Raw genomic sequence first — 21,906 nt, 5'->3', positions numbered from 1 at the left:
TGCATGACAAGATGACGCCCGTGACAACGGTGGTGATCGTCGACGACGAGACTCTCGTCCGGTACGGCTTCGAGCTCATCCTCGGCGCGGCACCGGACATCGAGGTCGTCGCGACGACGGGGGACGTCGACGCCGTGCGGGTGATCCGCGAGCACGCCCCCGACGTCGTGCTGCTCGACGTCCGCATGCCCCGCGTGAACGGGCTCGACGTGCTGAGCGAGCTCCGGTCGCTCCCCGTGCAGCCCGCGGTCGCGATGCTGACGACGTTCGACACGGACGAGTACGTCGGGCGCGCGATGGAGCTCGGCGCCGCTGGCTTCCTGCTCAAGGACACCGACCCCGAGGCGCTCGCCGAGTACGTCCGCGTCCTGGCCCGAGGCGGCGTGGTCCTCGCCCCCGGCGTCGACCGCACGCGGCTCTTCGCCGCACGCCCGCCGGTCGAGGTCCCGCCGATGTCGGACCGAGAGCACGCCGTCCTCCGGCTCGTCGCCGACGGTGCGAGCAACCCCGACATCGGCCAGCGACTCGGCGTGAGCACCGGCACCGTCAAGGAGGACGTCCGCGCGCTGCTCGCAGCGTTCGGCGTCCCGACCCGTGTCCAGCTCGCGTTGCGCGCCGCCCAGGCCGGCCTGCTGGATGGCTGACCGGACGCGCGCCGCCCGCCTCGGCCGGGTGCTCACCGCGACCGACGGGAGGCTCGACCGCCTCGTCGACGCCGGCCTGCGCTGGGTGCGCGCCCACCGCGCACCCTGGTGGCTGGTCGACGTGCTGTTCGTCGCCGCCGCCGTCGCCGACGCCGTGCTCGACATCTCGGGGGCGACGCCGCTCGAGACGTGGCTCTCGCTCGTCGCCGCGGCTGCACTGCTGCTCCGCCGACGCTTCCCGGTGCTCGCGTTCGCCCTCACCATGCCCGGGTTGTTCGTCGGCTCCGCCGTGGTCGCCGCGAGCGTCGCCCTCTTCACGCTCGGCGAGCGCACCGACCGCCGCTGGCTCATGCTGCTGGCCGCGGTCGTGCAGTTCGTCGGGTTCAGCGGGTTCGTCGGGCCGCCCCAGACGTTCGACGAGATCGTCGTGTCGGTCGTCTACGCGCTCATCTTCGCCCTCGGGCCGCTGGCGATCGGGCTGCTCGTGCAGACCAGGGCCCGTCTGACCGAGCGACTGGTCGAGCTGCACCGTGCCCGCGAGGACGAGCGTCTGCAGGCCGCCGCGGTCGCGCTGTCCCGCGAGCGCGCGCTCCTCGCCCGCGAGATGCACGACGTCGTCTCGCACCAGGTCACCCTGATCGCGGTGCAGGCCGGGGCGATGCAGGTCGCCGGACGCGACGAGGCCGAACGCGGCTTCGCCCGGACGATCCGGCAGCTCTGCGTCGTGACGCTGCAGGAGCTGCGTGAGATGGTCCAGGTGCTCCGCGCCTCGGGCGGCACCGACCGTGAGATCGCCCCGCAGCCCGTGCTCGCCGACCTGCCGCGCCTGATCGCCGAGAGCGGGCTCGAGACGAGCAGCACCGTCGATCTGCCGGACACCCTCGCGCAGCCCGTGCAGCGCGCCGTGTACCGGTTCGTGCAGGAGGGCCTGACGAACGTCCGGAAGCACGCGCCGGACGCCACCGTGCGGGTGAGCGGCCGGATCCGCGGGGACAGCGTGCTCGTCGACGTCGTGAACGGGCCCGCGCGCTCCCCCCGGCTCGAGCTGCCCGGCTCCGGTCTCGGACTGATCGGCCTCGGCGAACGGGCCTCGCTGCTCGGCGGCGCGATGGAGGCCGGCCCGCAGCCGGACGACGGGTTCGCCCTGCACCTCCGCCTGCCGGTCGAACACGTCGGTGCGCCCGTCGCCTGACCGGGACCGGGACCGCGCGGAGCGGACGCGGCGACCCAGACCCGGGGTGGACCCCGGGTGGCCGATCGGCCATCACGGTTCACGCCGCGGAGCGATGCCGGACGGCACCCCGGTCCGCTTCGATGTCACCGTGGCACCTTCGTCCCTGCTCCTGCGGCTCCGTCGCTTCCCGGTCTCCGTGGCCGCGACCGTGGCCGTGCTCGCCGTCGTCGCCACCGTCCGCGTGGCGCACACCGAGCCGGACTTCCCGCACCACCCGCCCGTCGCGTGCCTCGCACTCCTCGCCGTCGTGGCCGCGACCGTCGCCGCCGAGCGGGCCCTGGGGTCGCTCCGGACGCTGCTCGTCGGCCTGGGCGCACCGCTCGTCGCCGTGCTCGTGACCCTGCTGACCGTCGCCGTCGGGAGCGCGCTCGGCGAGGCGCACGCCGAGTTCGCCGCGGGGCAGCCGCTCGTTGCCCCGTCCGTCGTCGCCGCGGCCCTGCTCGGCGCGACCACGGCGACGATGCCCGAGCAGCGACGCTGGCGGGTGCGCGCGGCGCTCTGGACCGTGGTGCTCACCCTCGTCCTGTTCGCCGGCCACGGCTCGGACCTGGCCCGTGCCCTGGCGACCCTGTTCGGGACCGCCGCCGGCATCGTCATGGTGCGCCGCGCCTCCCGTCCGGCCGTGCGCGACCACGGGATCGACCGCGACCAGCACGACGGACGCGACCCGCGCCCGCACCGTGCGGGCCGGAGCCCGCGCGCCCTCGTCGTCGCGATCCTCGTCGCCCTCGGCGCCGGCACCCTCGTGACGCTCGTCGTGCCCGACCCGGACGGCGTGCTCTCGCCCTTCGCCGACGCGATGAGCGACCGGGCGGTCGTCCTCGTCGGTGTGCTCCTGCTCTGCTCCGCGTGGCTCGTGCACCGCGGGCGCCGGATGGGCGTCCTGCTCGCCTCCGGGGTGCTCGTCGCCGTCACCGTCCTGCTCGCCGACGTGTTCCTCGTCCAGCCGATGACCGACGACGCCGTGCAGTGGCAGGGACTCGGCCTCGACGCCGTCGAGTGGCAGGTGACGCTGCTCGGCGCGTGGCTCGTGCCCGCGGCGGTGCTCGTCGGCCTGCTCGCGCTCCGCGGTCGCCTCGTCCGGTCCCGCTTCCGCGCCGCCGCCACGGTCGACGGCACGCTCGCCGAGCTCCTGCGCGACGGCGACGCCGGCACGCTCGGGCACATGGGGACCTGGTCCGGCAACGCCACCTGGACGCACCCGCGCGGCATCGGCGCCGTCGCCTACCGGGTGTGCGGCGACGTCGCGCTCACCGTGTCCGACCCGGCGTGCGCGGCCACCGACCGCGCCGAGGTCCTCGCCGCGTTCACGGCCTTCTGCGACCGGAGCGGATGGGTGCCGGCGTTCACGACCGTGCACGAGCCGGTGCGCGAGCTCCTCGCCGCCGAGGGGTGGACCGCGGTGCCCGTGGGGGTCGAGTGCGTGCTCGACGTGGCGACGTTCGACCTCCGCGGGAAGAAGCGCCAGGACCTCCGCACGGCCTCGAACCGCGCGGACCGCGAGGGCGTCGTCGACGAGTGGACCACCTTCTGCGCACTCAGCCCCGAACGCCGGGCCGAGGTCGAGGCGATCTGCACCCGGTGGGCCGCCGACCGCCGACTGCCGGAGATGGGGTTCACGCTCGGTGGGCTCCGGGAGCTCGACGACCCCGCCGTACGCCTCATGCTCGCCGTCGCCGCGGACGGCCACGTCACCGCCGTCACGAGCTGGCTGCCCGTGCACGAGCGCGGCGTGCTCACCGGCTGGACGCTCGACGTGATGCGCCGCGGCGAGGACGGCATGCCCGGCGTGATGGAGTTCCTGATCGCCCGCACCGCCCTCCGTGCCCGCGAGGCGGGGCTCACCACGATCAGCCTCTCCGGCACGCCGCTCGCCGCACACGCCGGGGCCGGGGCGCTCGTCACCCGCGGGTCGCTCCTGCTCGCCCGCGTGCTCGAGCCCGTGTACGGGTTCCGGTCGCTGCAGCGCTTCAAGGAGAAGTTCGGCGCCCGCCACGAACCGCTCTGGCTGGTCGTCCCCACGCCCCTGCACGTGCCCCGGGTGATGCGTGCGCTCGCCCGCGCCTACGTGCCCGGGCTCCGTCCGAAGCACCTCTGGGCGCTCCGGCAGGCGCACCGCACCGCGGCCTCCGGCAACCGCTCCGCGGCGGGCACCAGCGGGGCCGCCGCCGGGACCCGCGGGTGAGTCCGACCGCGTGGCTGCTGGCGACCCAGCTGCAGGCGCCGTCGAAGCTCGTCCCCGCCGACGTCGCGTTCGCCCTGCTCGCCGTCGTCGTGCTGCTGCCGGCCGTCCGACAGCGCCGCGAGCGCCGGGCGTGGCACGCGGTCGGTGTCCGGGCGGCGGTCGCGCTCGGTGCCGCCGCGGTCGTGCTCGTGGTGTGCTGGGTGGTCAGCGACCTGATGAACGCCTTCGGCGTCGCACTCAGCCCGGTGACGCGGATGTGGGTCGCGATCGCCTCGGCCGGGCTCGGGCTCGCCGTGACCGCGGTGGTGCAGGGCGGCCGGTGGCGTCGCGTGCTCGCCGTGCTGCTCGTCCCCGCGGCGCTGCTCGTGCCGGCGCTCGGCGTCAACGTCGAGTTCGCCAAGTACCCGACGCTCGGCACCGTCGTGCAGAGCAACCCGTACCCGGAGCTGGACCTCGACGCGGCCCCCGCCGCGACGATGCCGACCGCCGGCGTCGTCCGCACCGTCGACATCCCCGGCACCCGGTCGGGCTTCCCCGCACGGCCCGCCGTCGTCTACCTGCCGCCCGCGGCACTCGTCCGCGATCCGCAGCCGCTGCCAGTCGTGCTCGCGTTCTCCGGGCAGCCCGGCGCCCCGAGCGACCTCTTCACCGCCGGGCAGCTCGCCACTCCGCTCGATGCGTACGCCGCCCGTCACCAGGGTCGCGCGCCGATCGTCGTGTCGGTCGACCAGCTCTCCGCGCCCGGGTTGAACACGATGTGCGTCGACTCGCGGCTCGGCAACGCCGCGACCTACGTGACGCGGGACGTCCCCGACTGGCTCCGCGCGCACCTCCCCGTGACGAGCGACCGCCGGGCGTGGGGGCTCACCGGCTTCTCGCAGGGGGCGACCTGCGCCGTGCAGTTCCTCACCGGGCACCCGGACGAGTTCGGTGCCGCGCTCGCCGTGTCGAGCGAGCGGCAGCCGATCGACCAGAACCCGCAGCACAGCGCCGACCGGGCGTTCGGGGGCTCGCTCGCGAAGTGGCGTGCCGCCGCGCCGATCGCGCAGATGCGGGCGAACGGCCTCGACGGCCACGCGGTCTGGTTCACCGCGGGGTCGTCGGACCGGGAGTTCACGACGAACGCCCACGCGCTCGCGAAGGCCGCACGTGCCGCCGGGGCGGAGGTCTCCGTCGTCGCGGCACCGAAGAGCGGGCACGACTGGAACACCGTGCAGTGGGCGTTCCGGCACGAGCTGCCGCACGAGGCCGACGCGCTGTTCCGCGCCCTGGGCTGACCGACCCTCCCGCGGCGCGCTCAGGCGTTCGCGATCAGCCAGGCCCGCTCGGTCGCCGAGAGGCCGCGGTCGCTCCACACCTGTCCGAGCACGCCGTCGGGCGTCGGGATCGACGCCGGCCCCTGCCACACGAGGGACAGCCCGGCCTTGGCGAGCACGGCCGCCGACGCCGGGTTGTTCGTGAGCACCCGGCCAGTGACCGCGACGCCGGGAGCCACCCGGGCAGCAGCGTCCACCGCGGCCCGCGCGAGCTCCGAGCCGTAGCCGTGCCCCCACGCCGCGGGGACGAGCCGGTAGCCGAGGTTCCAGACGCCCGCACCGGTCATGTCGACACCGCCGAGCCCGAGGAACGAGGAGTCCTCGGCCGACCGCACGACCCACGAGCCGATGCCGTGCCGCGCGCGACCGCCGATCTTCCGCTGCACCATGTCCACCGTGGTGGTCCGTGCGACGTGGCGACCGGACGGCAGGTGGGTCCACGTGCGGGCGTCCGAGAAGAGCGCGTGCACGTCGTCGATGTCCGCCGGCGTGACCGGACGGAGCAGGAGGCGATCCGTTCGGATCTCCTGCGACGGCATCAGGAGCTGGTGGACCATGCCCCGATCATCACGCCGACCGCCGACATCGCGGTGAACACCACGCGACATCCGCGCAACTCGGCACCGGACGTGCGTGAACCCGCAGGGGCCCGGCTCAGTCGAGCAGGAGCGCGGGCTCCTCGATGATCGACGCGATGTCGTGCACGAAGCGCGAGGCCACGTCGCCGTCGACGACACGGTGGTCGAACGAGGCGCCGATGGTCGTCACCATGCGCGAGCGGACCTCGCCGTCGACGACCCACGGCTTCGGCTTGATCGTGCCCATCGCCACGATCGCGACCTCGCCCGGGTTGAGGATCGGCGTGCCGGAGTCCATGCCGAAGACACCGATGTTGGTGATCGTCACGGTGCCGTCGGCCATCTGCTTCGGGGTGGTCTTGCCGTCGCGCGCCGTGATCGTGAGGTCCTCGAGGGCCTTCGCGAGCTCGAGCAGGGACATGTCTTGCGCGTCCTTGATGTTCGGCACGATGAGGCCACGCGGGGTCGCCGCGGCGATGCCCAGGTTGACGAAGTGGTGGACGATGATCTCCTGGTCGGTCCAGGTCGAGTTCACCGAGCGGTTCCGGCGGACGGCCCAGATCACGGCCTTCGCGAAGACGAGCAGCGGCGACACCTTCACGCCGGCGAACGTCGGCGAGGCCTTCAGGCGCTTGACGAACTCCATCGTGCGGGTCGCGTCGACGTCGACGAACAGGGACACGTGCGGTGCCGTGAACGCCGAGGTGGTCATCGCGGTCGCGATGGCCTTGCGGACGCCCTTGACCGGGATCGTCTCGCGGCGGACGTCGCCCCACTCCGGCGTCTCGATGTTGCGGAAGACGCTGGCCTGCTTGGCGTGCCGGATGACGTCGTCGCGCGTCACCTCGCCGGCGAGCCCGGTCGGCACGACCTCGGTCAGCTCGACGTCGAGGTCCTTCGCGAGCTTCCGGATCGGCGGCTTCGCGAGCACGTTCGTCGCGGTGGTCGCCTTGCGCGGCCGGCTGCCCTGAGCAGCCACGGCCTGCGCGGTGGAGTCCTCACCCGGGTCCGACGCGGCCTCGACCGCTGCCTGGGCGTCCGCACTGGAGGCGCGGCTCGCCTCCGCCGCGAGGGCCGCGGCCCGGCGGGCGCCCGGCTTGCGGCGGGACGGGGACGTGGTCGCGGAGCCGTAGCCGACCAGGACGGCGCCGGACGTCTCGTCGGTGCCGACGACGGCTGCGCCGTCGGCGACGGGCCGGGTCGGGGCCGCCACCGCGGCGGCCGGAGCAGCGGTGGGCGCCGGAGCAGCAGCGGCCGGAGCCGGCGCGGGAGCCGCGGCCGGGGCCGGCGGCGTCTGCACGACGGGTGCCGACGGGGCGGGGGCGACCGGAGCGGTGGGGGCGACCACCGGCGAGCTCGGAGCGGCGTCGACGGCGGGTGCCGCGCCTCCCGGCTGTGCCGCGACCGGCGCGCCGGACGCGACCGCGGCCTCGGAGTCGACCCGGATGATCGGCTTGCCGACCTCGACCGTGTCGCCCTCGGAGACGAGCAGCCCGGTGACGGTGCCCGCGAACGGCGACGGCAGCTCGACGAGCGACTTCGCCGTCTCGATCTCGACGAGGACCTGATCGACGGCGATCTCGTCCCCGATCGCGACGCGCCACTGCACGATCTCGGCCTCGGTGAGGCCTTCGCCCACGTCGGGCAGGGGGAATTCGGCGGCGGCCACTACGGCTCCTTCGACGATCGGACGGTGGTGAGGGCGGTCAGGACGGGTCTGGTCGGTTCGCGGTCAGTAGGCGAGCGCGCGGTCGACTGCCTCGAGGACGCGGTCCGCGTCCGGGAGGTGCAGGTGTTCGAGCTTCGACACCGGGAACGGCACGTCGAAGCCGGAGACCCGCAGCGGCGGCGCCTGCATCGTGTAGAAGCAGTGCTCGGCGACGGTCGCGGCGATCTCGCTGCCGACACTCACGAAGCCGGAGGCCTCTTGGGCGATGACGAGCCGACCGGTCTTCCGGACCGAGGCGAACAGCGGCTCCCAGTCGATCGGGGAGATCGAGCGGAGGTCGATGACCTCGCAGCTGGTGCCCTCGGACTCGGCGAGCTCGGCGGCCTGCATCAGCGTGGCGACCATCGCACCGTGGCCGACGAGGGTGACCTCGGTGCCGGTGCGGGCGACCCGCGTGGTGTGCATGGGCACGTGGCCGTCGACGAGGTCGACCTGGCCCTTGGGCCAGTAGCGCGACTTCGGCTCGAGGAAGACCACCGGGTCCTTCGACGCGATGGCCTCCTGGATCATCCAGTAGGCGTCGTTCGGGGTGCTCGGGCTCACCACGCGCAGGCCCGGCGTGTGCGCGAAGTACGCCTCCGGGGACTCCTGGTGGTGCTCCACGGCGCCGATGTGACCGCCGTAGGGGATGCGGATGACGACCGGCAGCGACATGTGCGCCGGGAGCCGGTTCTGCATCTTCGCGAGCTGCGAGGTGATCTGGTCGAAGCCCGGCCAGACGAAGCCGTCGAACTGGATCTCGACGACCGGACGGTAGCCGCGCAGGGCGAGGCCGATCGCGGTGCCGATGATCCCGGCCTCGGCGAGCGGGGTGTCCCGGACGCGCTCCGCGCCGAAACGCTCCTGCAGGCCCTCCGTGATGCGGAACACACCGCCGAGCTGGCCGATGTCCTCGCCCATCAGCAGGACCTTGTCGTCCGCCTGCATGGCCGCCGCGAGGCCGGCGTTGAGCGCCTTGGCCATCGGCAGCGTCGGCGTGGGGTCGCTCGGCACCTCGCCGGCACCCGGGTGGGCGCGCAGCGTGTAGTCGAAGAGCTGCTCGGTGGTGCTCATCAGTGGGCGCTCCCTTCGAAGCCGGCCTCGTACTGCTGCAGCCAGGCCTTCTGCTCGACGATCGACGGATGCGGCTCGCGGTACACGTTGTCGAACATGACGTCGACGGACGGCGGCGTCAGGGCGACCGTGCGACGGCGGACGTCCGCGGCGATGTCCTCGCCCTCGGCGTCGAACGCCGCGAGCTGCTCCTCGGTGACGCCCCGGCTCTTCAGGTACGCGGCGGAGCGGGCGATCGGGTCGCGGCGGACCCACTCGGCGAGCTCGTCGTCCTCGCGGTACCGGGTCGGGTCGTCGGAGCTGGTGTGCGCGCCGATGCGGTAGGTGTCGGCCTCGACGAACGCGGGCCCCTTGCCGCTGCGGGCGTGGTCGGTCGCCACGAGGGAGGCCGTGTACGAGGCCAGGACGTCGTTGCCGTCGACGTGGATGCTCGGGATGCCGAAGCCCCGCGGGCGGTGCACGAGCGGGGTCGGCGACTGCACCGACACCGGGACCGAGATCGCCCAGTGGTTGTTCTGCAGGAAGAACACGACCGGGGCCTGGGTCGAGGCGGCGAACACGAACGCCTCGTTCACGTCGCCCTGGCTCGTCGCACCGTCGCCGAAGTACACGATCGTGCAGGCGTCGCGGTCCGGGTCACCCGTGCCGACGTCGCCGTCGAGCTTCTGGCCGAGCGCGTACCCGGTGGCGTGCAGGGTCTGCGAGCCGATCACGAGCGTCGAGATGTGGGTGTTGCCGCGCTCGTCCGGGTCCCAGCCGCCGTGCGTCTGGCCGCGGTACATCGCGATGATCTCCATCGGCTCGACGCCGCGGTGCGTCGTGACCGCGTGCTCGCGGTAGGAGGGGAAGACGTGGTCCTGCGCACGGAGCGCGAACACGGAGCCGACCTGCGCCGCCTCCTGTCCGTGGCTCGGCACCCAGAGGCCGAGCTGACCGGTGCGCTGCAGGTTGTGACCGGCGTGGTCGAACCGACGCGTGAGCACCATGCGGCGGTGCATCGCGAGCAGGGTCTCGTCGGGGATCGCCCGGGCGACGGCCGCGTACTCGGCGTTCTCGTCGGTCTCCACGAACCGGCCCTCGGTGTCGAGGAGCCGGACGGTGGTCGTCGCGGGGTCCGCGGCGTGGAATGACATGCGGGCCAGCGTAGCGGCAGCCCCTAGCCCGCCGCCTGGAGGTCCGCCACAAGCGACCGGGCCGTTTCGAGGAGCGTTTCCACAGCCTCGTGCTCGCCGATCGAGACACGCACACCCTCGTTCGCGAAGGCCCGGACGATGATCCCGGCACGCTCGAACCGCTCCGCCGCGTGCGCCGTCAGGTCGCCGGTCGGCAGCCAGACGAAGTTGCCCTGCGCGTCCGGCACGGCCCAGCCCTGCTCCCGCAGCGCGGCGACGATGCGGTCCCGGCTGGCCGCGAGTTCCGCGACCCGCTCGAGCAGCTCGTCCTCGCGCTCGAGGCTGGCGAGCGCGGCCGCCTGCCCCTGCGCCGTGACGGACAGCGGGATGGCACACGCGCGGACGGCGTCGAGCACGTACGCCGGGCCGAGGGCGTAGCCCACGCGGAGGCCCGCGAGTCCGTACGCCTTCGAGAACGTGCGGAGGACGACGAGGTTCGGGTACCGCTCGAGGAGCGGGGCACCCCGGACCGCGGTCGGCTCGGTGACGAACTCGGCGTAGGCCTCGTCGAGCACCACGAGCACGGTCGCCGGGACGCGGGCCATGAAGGCGTCGAACTCCGCCGCGGTGACGACCGGCCCCGTCGGGTTGTTCGGCGTGCACACGATCACGAGGCGCGTCCGATCGGTCACGGCGTCGGCCATCGCGTCGAGGTCGTGACCGCCGTCCGGACGGTTCGGCACCTGCACGCTCGTCGCACCGGCGACCGTGACGACGCCCGGGTAGGCCTCGAAGGAGCGCCACGCGTAGACGATCTCGTCGCCGGGGCCGCTCGTCGCCTTCGCGAGCTCGTGCAGGATCGCGACGCTGCCGGGGGCGACGTGGACCTCGTCGACGGTGAGGCCCGAGCGGTTCGCGAGCACGGCGCGCACGGCGAGGGCGGTGGCGTCCGGGTAGCGGTTGAACGCCGTCTGCGCCTGCACGGCCTCGACGACGCCGGGCAGCGGCGGGAACGGGTTCTCGTTGCTCGACAGCTTGAAGGCGTCCGCGGCGGCCTGACGGCCCTGCTTGTAGGCGGGGAGGACCGCGATCTCGGGTCGGATGTGCACGCGCTCGTCAGTCACGGGCCCAGCGTAACGGCCGGGATCCAGCGGGACGGCGGGGACGACGGGCACCATGGGCCCATGCGATTCCTCGTCCGCCTCATCGTCAACGCCGTCGCGCTCTGGCTCACCACACTCATCGTCAGCGGCGTCTCCGTCACGCCCTTCGGCAGCGGCGACACCACGGCCACCGTACTGACCTTCCTGCTCGTGGCGTTCGTGTTCGGCCTCGTGAACGCCGTGATCGGCACGCTCATCCGGGTCGTGGCGTTCCCGCTCTACGTCCTCACGCTCGGCCTCATCTCGCTGATCGTGAACGCCGTGCTGCTGCTCATCGTCGCCGGCATCTCGGACGCGATCGGCTTCGGGCTCGAGGTGGACTCCTTCGGCTGGGGCATCGTCGGCGCGTTCGTGCTCGCCGTGTGCTCCTGGCTGATCGGGCTCGTGGTGCGACCGGTGCTGCACCGTCCGCGTCCGTGACGGCGGCCGTCGTCGCGGACGTCACCGCGGTACGTCATGATGTGCACATGAGCCCGGACGCCGACGCCCCGTTCCGCGTCTCGTTCGTCTGCAGCGGCAACATCTGCCGCTCCCCCATGGCCGGCATCGTGTTCGCGCAGCTCGCCGCCGACGCCGGGATGGGCGACCGCTTCGTCGTCGAGTCGGCCGGCACCGGGGACTGGCACGTCGGCGAGCCCGCCGACGAGCGCACGATCGCAGCGCTCGCAGCACGCGGATACGATGGCAGCAGGCATCGCGCCCGTCAGTTCGACCCGGACCGGTTCCCGGACCTCGACCTGGTGGTCGCACTCGACCGCTCCCACGAACGCGTCCTGCGCTCGTGGGCCCCGACCATGGACGACGCCGCCAAGGTGACGCTCCTGCTGCGGTACGACGACGCCTGGCCCCAGCAGACCGACGTGCCGGATCCGTACTACGCGGACCGGCACGAGTTCGACCGAGTGCTCTCGACCGTCGAGCGGGCCTGCCGGGCGCTCTTCCGCCAACTCGAACCGGCCGTCCGTCAGGGAGCCCCATGACCCCCCTTCCCCCGCAGCCGATCAGCCCGCTCGACGGGCGGTACTACCCGGTCGTGCACACGGTGGGCGAGCACCTCTCCGAGGCCGGCCTCAACCGTGCACGCATCGTGGTCGAGGTGGAGTGGCTGATCTTCCTGACCGACCACGCCATGTTCACCACCTCGCCGCTCAGCGTCGATGACAAGGCCGCGCTCCGCCGGGTCGTCGAGACCTTCGGGCAGGACCAGATCGCCGAGCTCGGTGAGATCGAGGCCACCACCCGGCACGACGTCAAGGCCGTCGAGTACTTCGTCCGCCGCCGGCTGTCCGAGCTGGGCCTCGACGCCATCGCCGAGCTCACGCACTTCGCCTGCACGAGCGAGGACGTCAACAACCTCTCCTACGCGCTCACCGTGCGGGACACCGTCGAGCAGGTCTGGCTTCCGGCGTACCGCGCCGTCGTCGCCGTCCTCCGGGCGATGGCCGAGGAGCTCCGCGCCGTCCCGATGCTGTCGCACACCCACGGGCAGCCCGCGACCCCGACGACCCTCGGCAAGGAGATCGCCGTCGTCGTCTACCGCCTCGAGCGCGTCCTCTCCCAGATCGAGCACGGCGAGTACCTCGGCAAGTTCTCCGGCGCGACGGGCACCTTCTCGGCGCACCTCGCCGCCGACCCCGAGGCCGACTGGCCCGCACTGTCGAAGGAGTTCGTCGAGGGCCTCGGCCTGACGTGGAACCCGCTGACGACGCAGATCGAGTCGCACGACTGGCAGGCTGAGCTCTACGACCGCGTCCGGCACGCGAACCGCATCCTGCACAACCTCGCCACGGACGTGTGGACCTACATCTCGATGGGGTACTTCACGCAGATCCCGGTGGCGGGTGCCACGGGGTCGTCGACGATGCCGCACAAGATCAACCCGATCCGCTTCGAGAACGCCGAGGCGAACCTCGAGATCTCGTCGGCGCTGTTCTCGACGCTGTCGGAGACCCTCGTGACGAGCCGACTGCAGCGCGACCTCACCGACTCCACCACCCAGCGGAACATCGGGGTCGCGTTCGGACACTCGCTGCTGGCGCTCGACAACCTGCGTCGTGGGCTGGGCGAGATCGCCGTCAACGAGAGCCGGCTCGCCGAGGACCTCGACCACAACTGGGAGGTGCTCGGCGAGGCGATCCAGACGGTCATCCGCGCCGAGGTCACCGCGGGGCAGTCGAACATCGAGGACCCGTACGCGATGCTCAAGGAGCTCACGCGCGGGAAGCGCATCGGGCAGGCCGAGCTGGTCGCGTTCGTGAACGGCCTCGACATCCCGGACGGCGCGAAGGCGCGGCTCACCAACCTGACGCCGGCGACCTACACGGGCCTCGCCGACGAGCTGGTCGACCACCTGGACGTCTAGTCCGGACCGGAGGCGCGCAGTCGGCCCCGCCGCGGACGGCACCACCTCAGGTGGTGACGTCCAGGGCTTCGGCGACCAGCGCCTCCAGGACGGTGCGGACCGCGGGACGGACCGCACGGTCCGGCCGGACGAGCGCCTCGATCCGGCGCCCCGCCCGCACGTCGGCGAGCGTCGCGAGCCGGAACCGACCCGCCGCCCGTGTCCACGAGGTGTACCGGGGCACGAGCGCGATGCCGTGCCCCGCGGCGACGAGGTTCTCGATCACCGGGAGGTGGATCGTGCGGAACGCGACCGAGGGCGGTGTGTCCGAGGCGGCGGCCATCGCGGTGAGCACGCGGTCGATCGGGTAGTCCTCCGGCACGCCGATCCAGGTCTCGTCGACGACGTCCTCGATGCCGACCCGCTCCCTGCCCGCGAGCGGGTGGTCGAGCGGCAGCGCCACGTCGAGCGGCTCGCGCAGGAGCGGCACGGTCTCGACCACCGCGCCGTCCGCACGCTTCGCCCCGTCGGGACGGTGCCCGATCACGACGTCGTGGTCGGCGGCGAGCGGGGCGAACTCGCCCTCGAGCACGTCGACGTCGGAGAGCGCGAGCACGACGCCCGGGTGCGCGCGCATCCGCGTCAGGAGCCCGGGCAGCAGCAGTTCCGCCGCCGACGGGAACACCGCGAGGTCGACCGTGCCGGTGACCCCGGCGAGGTGCTCCGCCCACGCCGACTCGACGCTCGCGAGGGCGGTCGCGACGCCGGTCGCCATTCCCGCGAGCGCCCGGCCGTGCTCGGTGAGCCGGACCCCACGCCCGATCCGTTCGACGAGCGGGACGCCGGCTTGGCGCTGCAGGGTGCGGAGCTGCTGCGAGACGGCGCTCGGCGTCCGGTGCGTGGCGACGGCGACCGCGGTCACGCTCCCCCGCTCGGCGAGTTCGCGGAGCACCGGGAGCAGCGCGATGTCGAAGCCGACCATGCAGGGACCCTACAACAATGGTGTCGCACCGTGCGCTGGTGCTACCGGATCGACTGCGGCACGATCGGAGGGTGCTCTTCCGCGATCGCATCCTCGCCCTCGTCGTCGCCGTGGCCTGGGGGCTGAACTTCCCCGCCACCGCGATCGCGCTCGACCACTGGCCGCCGTTCCTGCTCGCCGCCGTGCGGTTCACGCTCCTGGCCGTGCCCACGATCCTGTTCGTCCCGCGCCCGAAGGTGCCGTTCCGGTGGATCGTCCTGGTCGGGGCGACGCTCGGCGTGCTGCAGTTCGCGTTCCTCTACCTCGGCATGGCCGCCGGGATGCCGACGGGGCTCGCGTCGCTCGTCATCCAGGCGTCGGCGCCGTTCACGGTCGTGCTCGCCGGGTTCCTGCTGCGCGAGCGGCTGACCGCACGCCAGGTCGTCGGTGTGGCCGTCGCCGTCGCGGCCCTCGGCGTCATCGCGGTGCACCGGGCGCAGACCGCGGCGCTGCTGCCGTTCGTGCTCGTGCTCTGCGGCGCGCTCGGTTGGGCGCTCGGCAACGTCGCGACACGGCGCACCGGGCCGGTCAACCCGCTGCACCTCACCCTGTGGTGGGCGGTCGTGCCGCCGGTGCCGATGTTCGCGCTGTCGCTGCTCGTCGAGGGTCCGGCGCGCGTGGGTCGGGCGTTCGGCACGGCGTTCACGGCGTCGGCGGTCCCGGCCGACCTCGGCCTGCTCTACATCGTGGTCGCGGGGAGCCTCGTCGGGTACGGCATCTGGTCGCGGCTGATGGGCAAGTACCCCTCGAGCACGGTGGCGCCGTTCTCGATGCTCGTCCCGGTGGTCGGGGTGCTCGCGTCGTGGGTGGTGTTCGGCGAGGTGCCGGACCTGGTCGAGGTCATCGCGGGCGCGGTCGTCGTCGGGGCGGTGCTGTGGTCGTCGCGGTCAGTGCGGGCGCTGCCGGTGCCGGCACCGCACGCGGGGGTTCCGGGCACGGGTGGGCTGCCGGCCGGTCCGGACGCGCTCGCAGCCGGCGCGGGCGGGGCACCGGCCGGTCCGGACGCGCTCGCGGCCGGTGCGGGCGGGGCGCCGGCCGCTCCGGGCGGGCCGGCGTCCGTCAGCCCCGGTGCTGACGCCGTTCGGCGATGATCCCGGCGAGCGCACCGCGCAGGTCGCGGTGGCGGAACTCGTAGCCGGCCTCGGTCAACCGGGTCGGCACCACCCAGCGGCTCTTCAACACCAGCTCGGACTCGGTCCGGATCACGAACGACCCGAGCTCGAGCATCCACCGCCACGTCGGCAGTCCGAACCGCCGACCGACGGCGTCGCGGATCGTCGCCATCACGGTGCGGTTGTCCGAGGGCTCCGGACTCGACACGTTCACCGGACCCTCGAGGTCGCCGTGGTCGCGGACGAACCGGATCACCCCGAGGACGTCCGCGATGTGCACCCAGCTGAACTTCTGCCGCCCGCGGGTGTGCCGGTCGTGGTGGTACGTGCCCGCGCGGAGTCGGGAGCGCGTCGGGAACCACGGCCCGTCGTACTGCGGGCCGCCGAGGCCGACCTGGGCCAACCGGAGCAGCGGGACGAGGGCGCTGCCGTCGCCGAACACGATCGCCATGCGGAGCGCCACGCGCCGGGTGTGCGGGAGGTCGGCCGAGAACAGGGCGTCCTCCCACGCCTTCGCCACCGAGACCGAGAAGCCCTCGCCGAGGTCACCGCTCACCTCGTCCTGCGGTCGGTCGTCGGCGTGCCGGTAGATCGTCGCCGTCGATGCGTTGACCCACAGCGGCGGCGGGTGCTCGGCCGTCCGGATCGCCTCGGCGAGCTCGAGCGTCGTCTCCACCCGGGAGCGCATGATCTCCGCACGGTTGCGGCGCCCGTACCGGCAGTTCACGCTCTTGCCCGCCATGTTCACGACGAGCGCGGCGCCGTCCACGAGCTCGCGGACGCGCATGGTGTTCCCCCACACGGCGTCGCCGGTCCGGCCCACCGTGACGACCTGGTAGCCCTCGTCGCGGAAGGCGTCCTGGAGGTACCGCCCCACGAAGCCACTCGCCCCCGCGAGCACGACGCGGCCCAGCGGCGCGTCGGTGGTCTCGTCACTCATCGTCTCCCCCGTCCGGCGTCGGGCGCGATCCGGTAGCGGAAGGAGCCCTCGTACCGGTACAGCGTGCCGAGCAGCGGAGCGGTCAGCACCAGGGACACGCGCTGCACGTCGGCATCGTCATCGAATCGTTCCACATGCGTCACACGCGGTGCCAGCTCCTACGTCGACCAGGTCACCTCGCCGGTACTGGCAGGTCGTCGGTGCGGTTCCCTACGATCGAGGCATGGGACACGACCACGGCGCCGGGCACGGGCACTCGCACGCGAGTGCACCCGAGCGCGCGCTGCTCGTCGCGTTCTGCATCTCCGCCGGCATCCTGCTGGCCGAGGTCGTCGGCGCGGTCGTCACCGGGTCGCTCGCGCTGCTCGTCGACGCCGGGCACATGGTGGTCGACACCGGGGGCCTCGGCATCGGGCTCGTCGCGACGCGCCTGGCACGGCGGAGCCCGACGGCGCAGCGGACGTGGGGGTTCCAGCGCGCGGAGGTGCTCGGCGCCACGGCGCAGGCGGCGATCCTGCTCGCGGTCGGGGTCTACGTCGTCATCTCGGCGGTGCAGCGCCTGTTCGTGCCCGCCGAGATCCACGCCGGGCCGCTGCTCGTGTTCGGCGTGATCGGGCTCGTGGGCAACCTCGTGGCGTACGCCGTGCTGGCGCGGGCCTCCGGCGAGGGCTTCACCTCGCGCGCAGCCCGGCTCGAGGTGCTCAACGACGCGCTCGGGTCGGTCGCGGTGATCGCCGCGGCCGTCGTGCTCATGCTGACCGGTTGGGAGCGGGCCGACTCGATCGCCGCGATCCTGATCGGGCTGCTCATCCTGCCGCGGGCGGTTCGGCTGCTGCGCGAGACCGCGAACGTGTTGCTCGAGGCCACCCCGCCCGGGCTCGACCTCGACGACGTGCGGTCGCACATCCTCGAGCTCGACCACGTCATCGCCGTGCACGACCTGCACGCCACGCTCGTCGCCACCGGGGTGCCGAACCTGACGGCGCACGTCGTGGTGGACGACCACTGCTTCTCGACGGCGCACGCACCCCGGATCCTCGACGAGCTGCAGCAGTGCGTCGCGGAGCACTTCGACGTGCCGGTGGAGCACTCGACGTTCCAGCTCGAGCCCGCGTCGCACCAGCGGCACGAGCACGAGGTGCACGCGTAGCGCGGGTCAGCAGCCGCCGTCGTCGGTGGGGAACGCGGTGATGACGCGCGAGGTGGTCTCGGACACGATCACGCGGACGAACGGCTCCGCGTCCGGACGGGATCCGTCGTCGAACCGCACGGGCGCCGCGAAGCACACCTTGCCGTCGCCGGCGTCCTCCGGGTAGCCGTCGGCCGGCCGCTCGAGCACGGTCCGCACGGCCGTGAGCATGGCGTCGTCCCAGTCCCGGGAGCCGTGCCCCGCGACGACGTCCTGCCAGTCACGGGTGTGGCGGACGCGGATGTGCTCGTAGCCCTGCCCGGACGTGCCGCACTGCAGGACGACCTCGCCGAGCGACGGCGTCTCGTAGCGGGCGACCACGTTGCGGCTGCTCGTGGCGCAGCGGGCGAGCACGTCGTCGCCGGGCAGGTCCTCGCCCGTGGTGGTGATGGTCACGGAGCCGGCTCCGGCCGCACCCGGGGACGAGGTCGGCGCGACGACGTCGGCGCCCCCGTCGAGGACGGGGTCGTCGTTGCTGCGCTGGGCGCTCAGCGCGACGCCGCCGGCGACGAGGCCGACGGCGATGAGGGCCGCGACGCTGGTGAGGGCGGAACGGCGAGACCTGCGGGACACGCGCCCAGTATGCCGGAGGTGCGCCGCGCCTCCCGGACGGGACGACGCGACCCGGGTCCGGGCGGTGGGCGCTCAGTCCTCGGCGCGCGCCGCCAGCCGGAGCCCCGCCACGAGGGCGAGCACCACCACGAACACCACGTACCCGAGCAGCACCGGGAGCGTCGGCAGGACGAGCAGCGCCGCACCCACCGCGACCACGGGGACGGTCAGCCCCGCGTAGGCGATCAGGAACGTCGCAGCGAGGACGCCGCCGCGCTCCGACGGCCCGACGAGCGCCCCCGCGCTGCCGATCGCCGCTCGGAAGAGCAGCCCCACCCCGGCACCCGCGACCACACCGCCGCCGATGAAGCCCGCGACCTGCAGCAGCACGGCGGCCGCCCCGAGGACCGCGAGGCCGCCGACCAGCAGCACGAGCCCGAGCCGGATCTGCGTCCGCTGCGAGAGCTTCGCGAAGACGATCTGCGACACCGCGCTCGCGGCGAAGACCCCGAACGTGGTGGCACCGGCGGCGAGCCGGTCGGTGACGTGGAACGTGGTGCCGAGGAAGGTCGGCGCCACCGACGTGAAGAGGCCCTGCACCGCGAGCGCGGCGAACGCGGCGGTGCCGGCCGCCCAGAACGCTCCCGCCTTGCCCTCCGGGGCCTGCATGCGCTGCGGGCGGTACGGCACGGGCGACTCGGGTCGGTCGACGGTCTCCGGCGCGGCGAGGACGACCACGAACGCCACGGCGAGTGCGACGACGAAGACGACGTACGGCACCATGAGCGGCTGTCCGACGTACTCCGCGAGGGCGCCGCCGACGAGGGCGCCGAGCGACAGACCGCCGAGGTTCACCGCACCTGCGGCGACGCTCGCGCCCTTCGCCGAGGACTCCGAACCGGTCGCCCGGACGCGGAGCTCGCCGAGGTGCGCGGTGGCCGTCGCCGTGAGCAGACCGACGCCGAGGCCGGTCACGAGCCGGGCGACGATCAGCCCGGTGACGTCGTTCCAGACCAGGAACAGCACGGCCGCGACGAGTTCGAGTGCGACCGACACGAGGATGAGCGGTCGCCTACCGTGCACGTCGCTGAGGTGACCCGCGAGGAACAGCGATCCGACGACACCGACGCCGTACGCCGCGAAGACGATCGTCGTCGTGAAGGTCGGGAAGCCGTCGCGCGCCTGGTAGATGACGTAGAGCGGAGCGGGGACGGTCGCGAAGGCCATCACCGCGAGGAAGGCGGAGGCGACGGCCCAGAAGCCGAGGCCGTGACGACGGCGGGTGTGCGCCCGACGTCCGCGGGGAGCCCGGACGCGGACGTCCGCGGAGCTCGAGGGGGCGGAAGCGGGGTGCTCGGTGACGGTTGCCATGCTCCGATGGTGCCCACTCCGGAGCATCGAGTCCAACGGATGCTCTTGATGGACACCATCGACGGGATCGATGATGAGTACATGGAGACCCGGCTGCTCGAACAGTTCGTCACCGTCGCGGCCGAGGGGAGCGTGACCCGCGCTGCGGAACGGCTCTGGGCCGCGCAGTCCACGGTGTCCGCGGGCATCGCGTCCCTCGAGCGGTCGCTCGGCGCGCGGCTGTTCGACCGGAGCGGACGCCGGCTCGTCCTGACCGCCGTCGGCGAGGACCTGCTCCCCCACGCCCGCACCGTGCTCGAGGCCCTCGACCGGATGCGGGACCTCGCGACCGCGGACGACGCCGACCTGCGCGGGAAGGTCCGGCTCGGCATCTTCACGAGCATGGACGTCGTCGACCTGACGGGCGTGCTGCGGACCTTCCGCCAGCGGCACCCGCTCGTCACCGTCGAGCTGATGACCTCACCGAGCGGGACGACCGGCCTCGTGCAGGACCTCGTCGCCGGACGACTCGACCTCGCGTACACGGGCCTGCCCGCCGTGCCCGCCGGGGTCGTCGTGGAACCGCTGGTCGAACTGCCGTTCCGGGTGTTCCTCGCCGCCGACCACCCGCTTGCAGGGCGCTCGTCGGTGGGGCTGCGTGACCTCGCGGACGAGCCCTTCGTGGACACCACCCACGGCTTCGGCAACCGGATGTTGCTCGACGCCGCGTTCGAACGCCTCGGGATGCGGCGGCGCATCGTCGCGGAGATGAACGACATGCCGGCGGTGGTGCGGTTCGCGTCGGCCGGCCTCGGCGTCGGGGTCGTCCCCGACTCCGGCGCACGGTACGAGGGTGCGGTCCTCGAGTTGGACGACGCTGTCGAGCCGCTGCGGATCGGGCTCGCGCTCCGCGCGCAGCCCGAGCCGACGCGCGCCGTCCGGGCGCTGGCGCACGCGATCCTGGCGGCCCGCGTGGGGTGAGGTCCCCACCGACGGACTGGAGGCGCGGGTCGTCGCCGCCACGCGCCTCCAGGCCGTCAGTCCCCCCAGATCTCCCCGACGACGGCGGGCAGGAGCCCGTTCGTCGGGAAGTTGGACTGGTCGATCTCCACCCAGGTGCCCCCTCGGGTGTAGAACGTCCGCGCCCAGTCGGTGCCGTACTGCGGGTCCTTCCGCGTCGCACGACAGGTCTCGATGCCGTCCTCCTCGTCGCAGGTCGGTGTCCAGCCCTCGTAGAAGGCGGCCTTGCCCTTCGCGAGCTGGTCCGGCGTGCCGGTGCCGGCCGTGATCGCGAGCCCGGTGATGTCCGCGCTCGGGTCCATCCACAGGCAGTACAGGTCCGTCGTGGGCGTGCTCGGGTCGACGTCGGGAGTCGTCCCCGGAGCTGGCGTGTACTCCGGCGGCAGGCCTTCCTCGACCGGGACGATCCGCTTGGGCGGGGTCGTGCCGAACAACCGGTCGTAGTCGGACGCGGGCACCAGGGCTCGGCAGTCGGTCGGGATCGTGGCCGTCGTCGAACGCGACGTCGCCGAGGGCGTCGGCTTCGGCGTCGCCGTGATCGGAGCCGAACTCGGCTCCGAGGCAGCCTGGGTCGGTTCGGGCGTCCGGGTCTCGACCGGGGCCGCGACCGGACGGTCCTGCTGCGAGAGCGACAGCGCGACCGCGCCGGTCGCCGTGCCCACGGCGAGGAGCGCCACGATGCCGAAGGCGATGCCGGCCCGTCCCGGTCGACGCCTCGGGCGCGGGGCGGCGCGTTCGAGGACGTTCTGCTTCATCGAGACGAGCATGCGCTGCAGGTCGTCTCCCTCGGGAGGCTCAGTGTTCATCGTGCATCACCACCTTCTTGAGTCGGCGTCGGCTGCGGGAGACCCGCTGGGTGACCGCCCCCACGCTGAGGCCGAGGATCTCGGCGGCCTCCGCGTAGGAGTGCCCCTCGAGGAGGCAGAGCTCGCAGATGCGTCGGTCGGTCTCGGGCAGTGCGGCGATCTCGTCGCGGACCCAGCGGAGGCGCTCACGGGCCTCGACGTGGTCCTCGGGTGCGGCGAGCTGTTCGGGGAGTTCGTCGGTGCGACGGCGGGCCTGCTTGCGACCCGTGTTGAACGCGTGGTTCCGGCAGACGACCAGCAACCACGGCAGCATGGTGTCTGCGGGGAGTTCGAGGGTCGACGCACGCTGCCAGAGGGTCAGGAACGCGTCCTGCACGATCTCCTCGACGTCCTGCCGGTCCTCGGCGAGGGCCCAGGCGTAGCGGGTCAGTGTCGGCGCGTACCGGTCGAAGGCACGGGCGAGCGCGGCGGTGTCACCCGCGGCCATCGCCCGGACGATCGCCTCGTCCGTCTCGGTGCCCGTCGTCACGTCCACGTCCCACCTCCTTCACCCAGAGGTGT

21 protein-coding genes are annotated in these 21,906 nt (G+C 73.2%); 10 read left to right on the top strand and 11 right to left on the bottom strand.

The window, feature by feature from the left end; all coding sequences use genetic code 11:
- Positions 1-11 precede the first annotated feature (11 nt).
- The 4 genes from ACY3FI_RS01870 (at position 12) to ACY3FI_RS01855 (ending at position 5,340) form a co-directional block, all read left to right on the top strand.
- Positions 12-644 (top strand): response regulator, encoded by a 633-nt coding sequence (locus tag ACY3FI_RS01870; protein ID WP_462549037.1) that lies wholly within the window; start codon positions 12-14, stop codon positions 642-644.
- Positions 637-1,836 carry a sensor histidine kinase gene (locus tag ACY3FI_RS01865; RefSeq protein ID WP_462549036.1) on the top strand — a complete coding sequence of 400 codons (1,200 nt, stop codon included), beginning with the start codon at positions 637-639 and terminating at the stop codon, positions 1,834-1,836. Before ACY3FI_RS01870 ends, ACY3FI_RS01865 begins: the two co-directional genes overlap by 8 nt.
- Before the next feature lie 130 nt (positions 1,837-1,966).
- Positions 1,967-4,063 carry a bifunctional lysylphosphatidylglycerol flippase/synthetase MprF gene (locus tag ACY3FI_RS01860; RefSeq protein WP_462549035.1) on the top strand — a complete coding sequence of 699 codons (2,097 nt, stop codon included), beginning with the start codon at positions 1,967-1,969 and terminating at the stop codon, positions 4,061-4,063.
- Complete coding sequence (locus tag ACY3FI_RS01855; protein ID WP_462549034.1) at positions 4,060-5,340, top strand: alpha/beta hydrolase; 1,281 nt, start codon at positions 4,060-4,062, stop codon at positions 5,338-5,340. The genes ACY3FI_RS01860 and ACY3FI_RS01855 overlap by 4 nt, the downstream gene beginning before the upstream one ends.
- Positions 5,341-5,360: 20 nt before the next feature.
- Here ACY3FI_RS01855 and ACY3FI_RS01850 read toward each other — a convergent pair whose 3' ends face one another.
- From ACY3FI_RS01850 to ACY3FI_RS01830, 5 genes are all read right to left on the bottom strand, one after another.
- Complete coding sequence (locus ACY3FI_RS01850) at positions 5,361-5,936, bottom strand: GNAT family N-acetyltransferase (protein ID WP_462549033.1); 576 nt, start codon at positions 5,934-5,936, stop codon at positions 5,361-5,363.
- 97 nt (positions 5,937-6,033) lie between these two features.
- Positions 6,034-7,626, bottom strand: a complete 1,593-nt coding sequence (locus ACY3FI_RS01845; RefSeq protein ID WP_462549032.1) for a dihydrolipoamide acetyltransferase family protein — start codon at positions 7,624-7,626, stop codon at positions 6,034-6,036.
- 63 nt (positions 7,627-7,689) lie between these two features.
- Positions 7,690-8,649, bottom strand: coding sequence for an alpha-ketoacid dehydrogenase subunit beta (locus ACY3FI_RS01840; RefSeq protein WP_462550389.1), 960 nt, complete (start codon positions 8,647-8,649; stop codon positions 7,690-7,692).
- Positions 8,650-8,738: 89 nt separating this feature from the next.
- Positions 8,739-9,872 (bottom strand): thiamine pyrophosphate-dependent dehydrogenase E1 component subunit alpha, encoded by a 1,134-nt coding sequence (locus ACY3FI_RS01835; RefSeq protein ID WP_462549031.1) that lies wholly within the window; start codon positions 9,870-9,872, stop codon positions 8,739-8,741.
- A gap of 23 nt (positions 9,873-9,895) precedes the next feature.
- The gene (locus tag ACY3FI_RS01830; protein WP_462549030.1) at positions 9,896-10,975 is read right to left on the bottom strand and encodes a histidinol-phosphate transaminase; all 1,080 of its coding nucleotides are present in this window, start codon (positions 10,973-10,975) and stop codon (positions 9,896-9,898) included.
- Positions 10,976-11,035: 60 nt separating this feature from the next.
- Here ACY3FI_RS01830 and ACY3FI_RS01825 point away from each other — a divergent pair, with 60 nt between their 5' ends.
- From ACY3FI_RS01825 to purB, 3 genes are read left to right on the top strand one after another with little or no spacing between them, the layout of a single operon-like run.
- The gene (locus tag ACY3FI_RS01825) at positions 11,036-11,434 is read left to right on the top strand and encodes a phage holin family protein (protein ID WP_462549029.1); all 399 of its coding nucleotides are present in this window, start codon (positions 11,036-11,038) and stop codon (positions 11,432-11,434) included.
- Positions 11,435-11,481: 47 nt separating this feature from the next.
- A complete protein-coding gene (locus ACY3FI_RS01820; RefSeq protein ID WP_462549028.1) occupies positions 11,482-11,994 on the top strand; it encodes a low molecular weight protein-tyrosine-phosphatase in 513 nt (170 codons plus the stop codon).
- Positions 11,991-13,376 (top strand): adenylosuccinate lyase, encoded by a 1,386-nt coding sequence (gene purB / locus ACY3FI_RS01815; RefSeq protein WP_462549027.1) that lies wholly within the window; start codon positions 11,991-11,993, stop codon positions 13,374-13,376. Before ACY3FI_RS01820 ends, purB begins: the two co-directional genes overlap by 4 nt.
- A gap of 46 nt (positions 13,377-13,422) precedes the next feature.
- Here the strand turns inward: purB and ACY3FI_RS01810 are convergent, their stop codons facing one another.
- Positions 13,423-14,337 carry a LysR family transcriptional regulator gene (locus ACY3FI_RS01810; protein WP_462549026.1) on the bottom strand — a complete coding sequence of 305 codons (915 nt, stop codon included), beginning with the start codon at positions 14,335-14,337 and terminating at the stop codon, positions 13,423-13,425.
- 71 nt (positions 14,338-14,408) lie between these two features.
- Here ACY3FI_RS01810 and ACY3FI_RS01805 point away from each other — a divergent pair, with 71 nt between their 5' ends.
- Positions 14,409-15,467: an EamA family transporter gene (locus tag ACY3FI_RS01805; RefSeq protein WP_462549025.1), complete on the top strand. Its 1,059-nt coding sequence runs from the start codon at positions 14,409-14,411 to the stop codon at positions 15,465-15,467.
- Here ACY3FI_RS01805 and ACY3FI_RS01800 read toward each other — a convergent pair.
- Positions 15,436-16,428, bottom strand: a complete 993-nt coding sequence (locus ACY3FI_RS01800; protein ID WP_462549023.1) for an epimerase — start codon at positions 16,426-16,428, stop codon at positions 15,436-15,438. The two genes, ACY3FI_RS01805 and ACY3FI_RS01800, sit on opposite strands and share 32 nt — an antisense overlap.
- Before the next feature lie 223 nt (positions 16,429-16,651).
- Here ACY3FI_RS01800 and ACY3FI_RS01795 point away from each other — a divergent pair, with 223 nt between their 5' ends.
- Positions 16,652-17,578, top strand: a complete 927-nt coding sequence (locus tag ACY3FI_RS01795; protein ID WP_462549022.1) for a cation diffusion facilitator family transporter — start codon at positions 16,652-16,654, stop codon at positions 17,576-17,578.
- Between the two features lie 6 nt (positions 17,579-17,584).
- Here ACY3FI_RS01795 and ACY3FI_RS01790 read toward each other — a convergent pair whose 3' ends face one another.
- Together ACY3FI_RS01790 and ACY3FI_RS01785 are read right to left on the bottom strand one after the other, a co-directional pair.
- Complete coding sequence (locus ACY3FI_RS01790) at positions 17,585-18,190, bottom strand: hypothetical protein (RefSeq protein WP_462549021.1); 606 nt, start codon at positions 18,188-18,190, stop codon at positions 17,585-17,587.
- A 72-nt stretch (positions 18,191-18,262) separates the two neighbouring features.
- A complete protein-coding gene (locus ACY3FI_RS01785) occupies positions 18,263-19,540 on the bottom strand; it encodes an MFS transporter (protein ID WP_462549020.1) in 1,278 nt (425 codons plus the stop codon).
- A 48-nt stretch (positions 19,541-19,588) separates the two neighbouring features.
- On the opposite strand from ACY3FI_RS01785, the gene ACY3FI_RS01780 reads away from it, so the two are divergent.
- Positions 19,589-20,500 carry a LysR family transcriptional regulator gene (locus ACY3FI_RS01780; protein ID WP_462549019.1) on the top strand — a complete coding sequence of 304 codons (912 nt, stop codon included), beginning with the start codon at positions 19,589-19,591 and terminating at the stop codon, positions 20,498-20,500.
- A gap of 56 nt (positions 20,501-20,556) precedes the next feature.
- On the opposite strand, the gene ACY3FI_RS01775 is transcribed toward ACY3FI_RS01780, so the two are convergent.
- Entirely contained in the window at positions 20,557-21,345 is a 789-nt protein-coding gene (locus ACY3FI_RS01775; RefSeq protein WP_462549018.1) for a hypothetical protein, read from the bottom strand.
- On the bottom strand, positions 21,335-21,880 hold the full coding sequence (locus ACY3FI_RS01770) for an RNA polymerase sigma factor (protein WP_462549017.1): 546 nt from the start codon (positions 21,878-21,880) through the stop codon (positions 21,335-21,337). Before ACY3FI_RS01770 ends, ACY3FI_RS01775 begins: the two co-directional genes overlap by 11 nt.
- Positions 21,881-21,906: the final 26 nt, after the last annotated feature.

It is taken from the genome of Curtobacterium sp. RM9 (assembly GCF_054956955.1).
The sequence above is the reverse complement of the archived record's forward strand: the minus strand, read 5'-3'. Positions and strand labels throughout refer to the sequence as shown.

Coding starts and splice junctions, on each gene's coding strand:
- ACY3FI_RS01800 (WP_462549023.1), bottom strand. CDS start 16,428: ATGAGTGACGAGACCACCGACGCGCCGCTGGGCCGCGTCGTGCTCGCG.
- ACY3FI_RS01775 (WP_462549018.1), bottom strand. CDS start 21,345: ATGAACACTGAGCCTCCCGAGGGAGACGACCTGCAGCGCATGCTCGTC.
- ACY3FI_RS01825 (WP_462549029.1), top strand. CDS start 11,036: ATGCGATTCCTCGTCCGCCTCATCGTCAACGCCGTCGCGCTCTGGCTC.
- ACY3FI_RS01780 (WP_462549019.1), top strand. CDS start 19,589: ATGGACACCATCGACGGGATCGATGATGAGTACATGGAGACCCGGCTG.
- ACY3FI_RS01835 (WP_462549031.1), bottom strand. CDS start 9,872: ATGTCATTCCACGCCGCGGACCCCGCGACGACCACCGTCCGGCTCCTC.
- ACY3FI_RS01810 (WP_462549026.1), bottom strand. CDS start 14,337: ATGGTCGGCTTCGACATCGCGCTGCTCCCGGTGCTCCGCGAACTCGCC.
- ACY3FI_RS01820 (WP_462549028.1), top strand. CDS start 11,482: ATGAGCCCGGACGCCGACGCCCCGTTCCGCGTCTCGTTCGTCTGCAGC.
- ACY3FI_RS01840 (WP_462550389.1), bottom strand. CDS start 8,649: ATGGCCAAGGCGCTCAACGCCGGCCTCGCGGCGGCCATGCAGGCGGAC.
- ACY3FI_RS01850 (WP_462549033.1), bottom strand. CDS start 5,936: ATGGTCCACCAGCTCCTGATGCCGTCGCAGGAGATCCGAACGGATCGC.
- ACY3FI_RS01870 (WP_462549037.1), top strand. CDS start 12: ATGACGCCCGTGACAACGGTGGTGATCGTCGACGACGAGACTCTCGTC.
- ACY3FI_RS01865 (WP_462549036.1), top strand. CDS start 637: ATGGCTGACCGGACGCGCGCCGCCCGCCTCGGCCGGGTGCTCACCGCG.
- ACY3FI_RS01785 (WP_462549020.1), bottom strand. CDS start 19,540: ATGGCAACCGTCACCGAGCACCCCGCTTCCGCCCCCTCGAGCTCCGCG.
- ACY3FI_RS01795 (WP_462549022.1), top strand. CDS start 16,652: ATGGGACACGACCACGGCGCCGGGCACGGGCACTCGCACGCGAGTGCA.
- purB (WP_462549027.1), top strand. CDS start 11,991: ATGACCCCCCTTCCCCCGCAGCCGATCAGCCCGCTCGACGGGCGGTAC.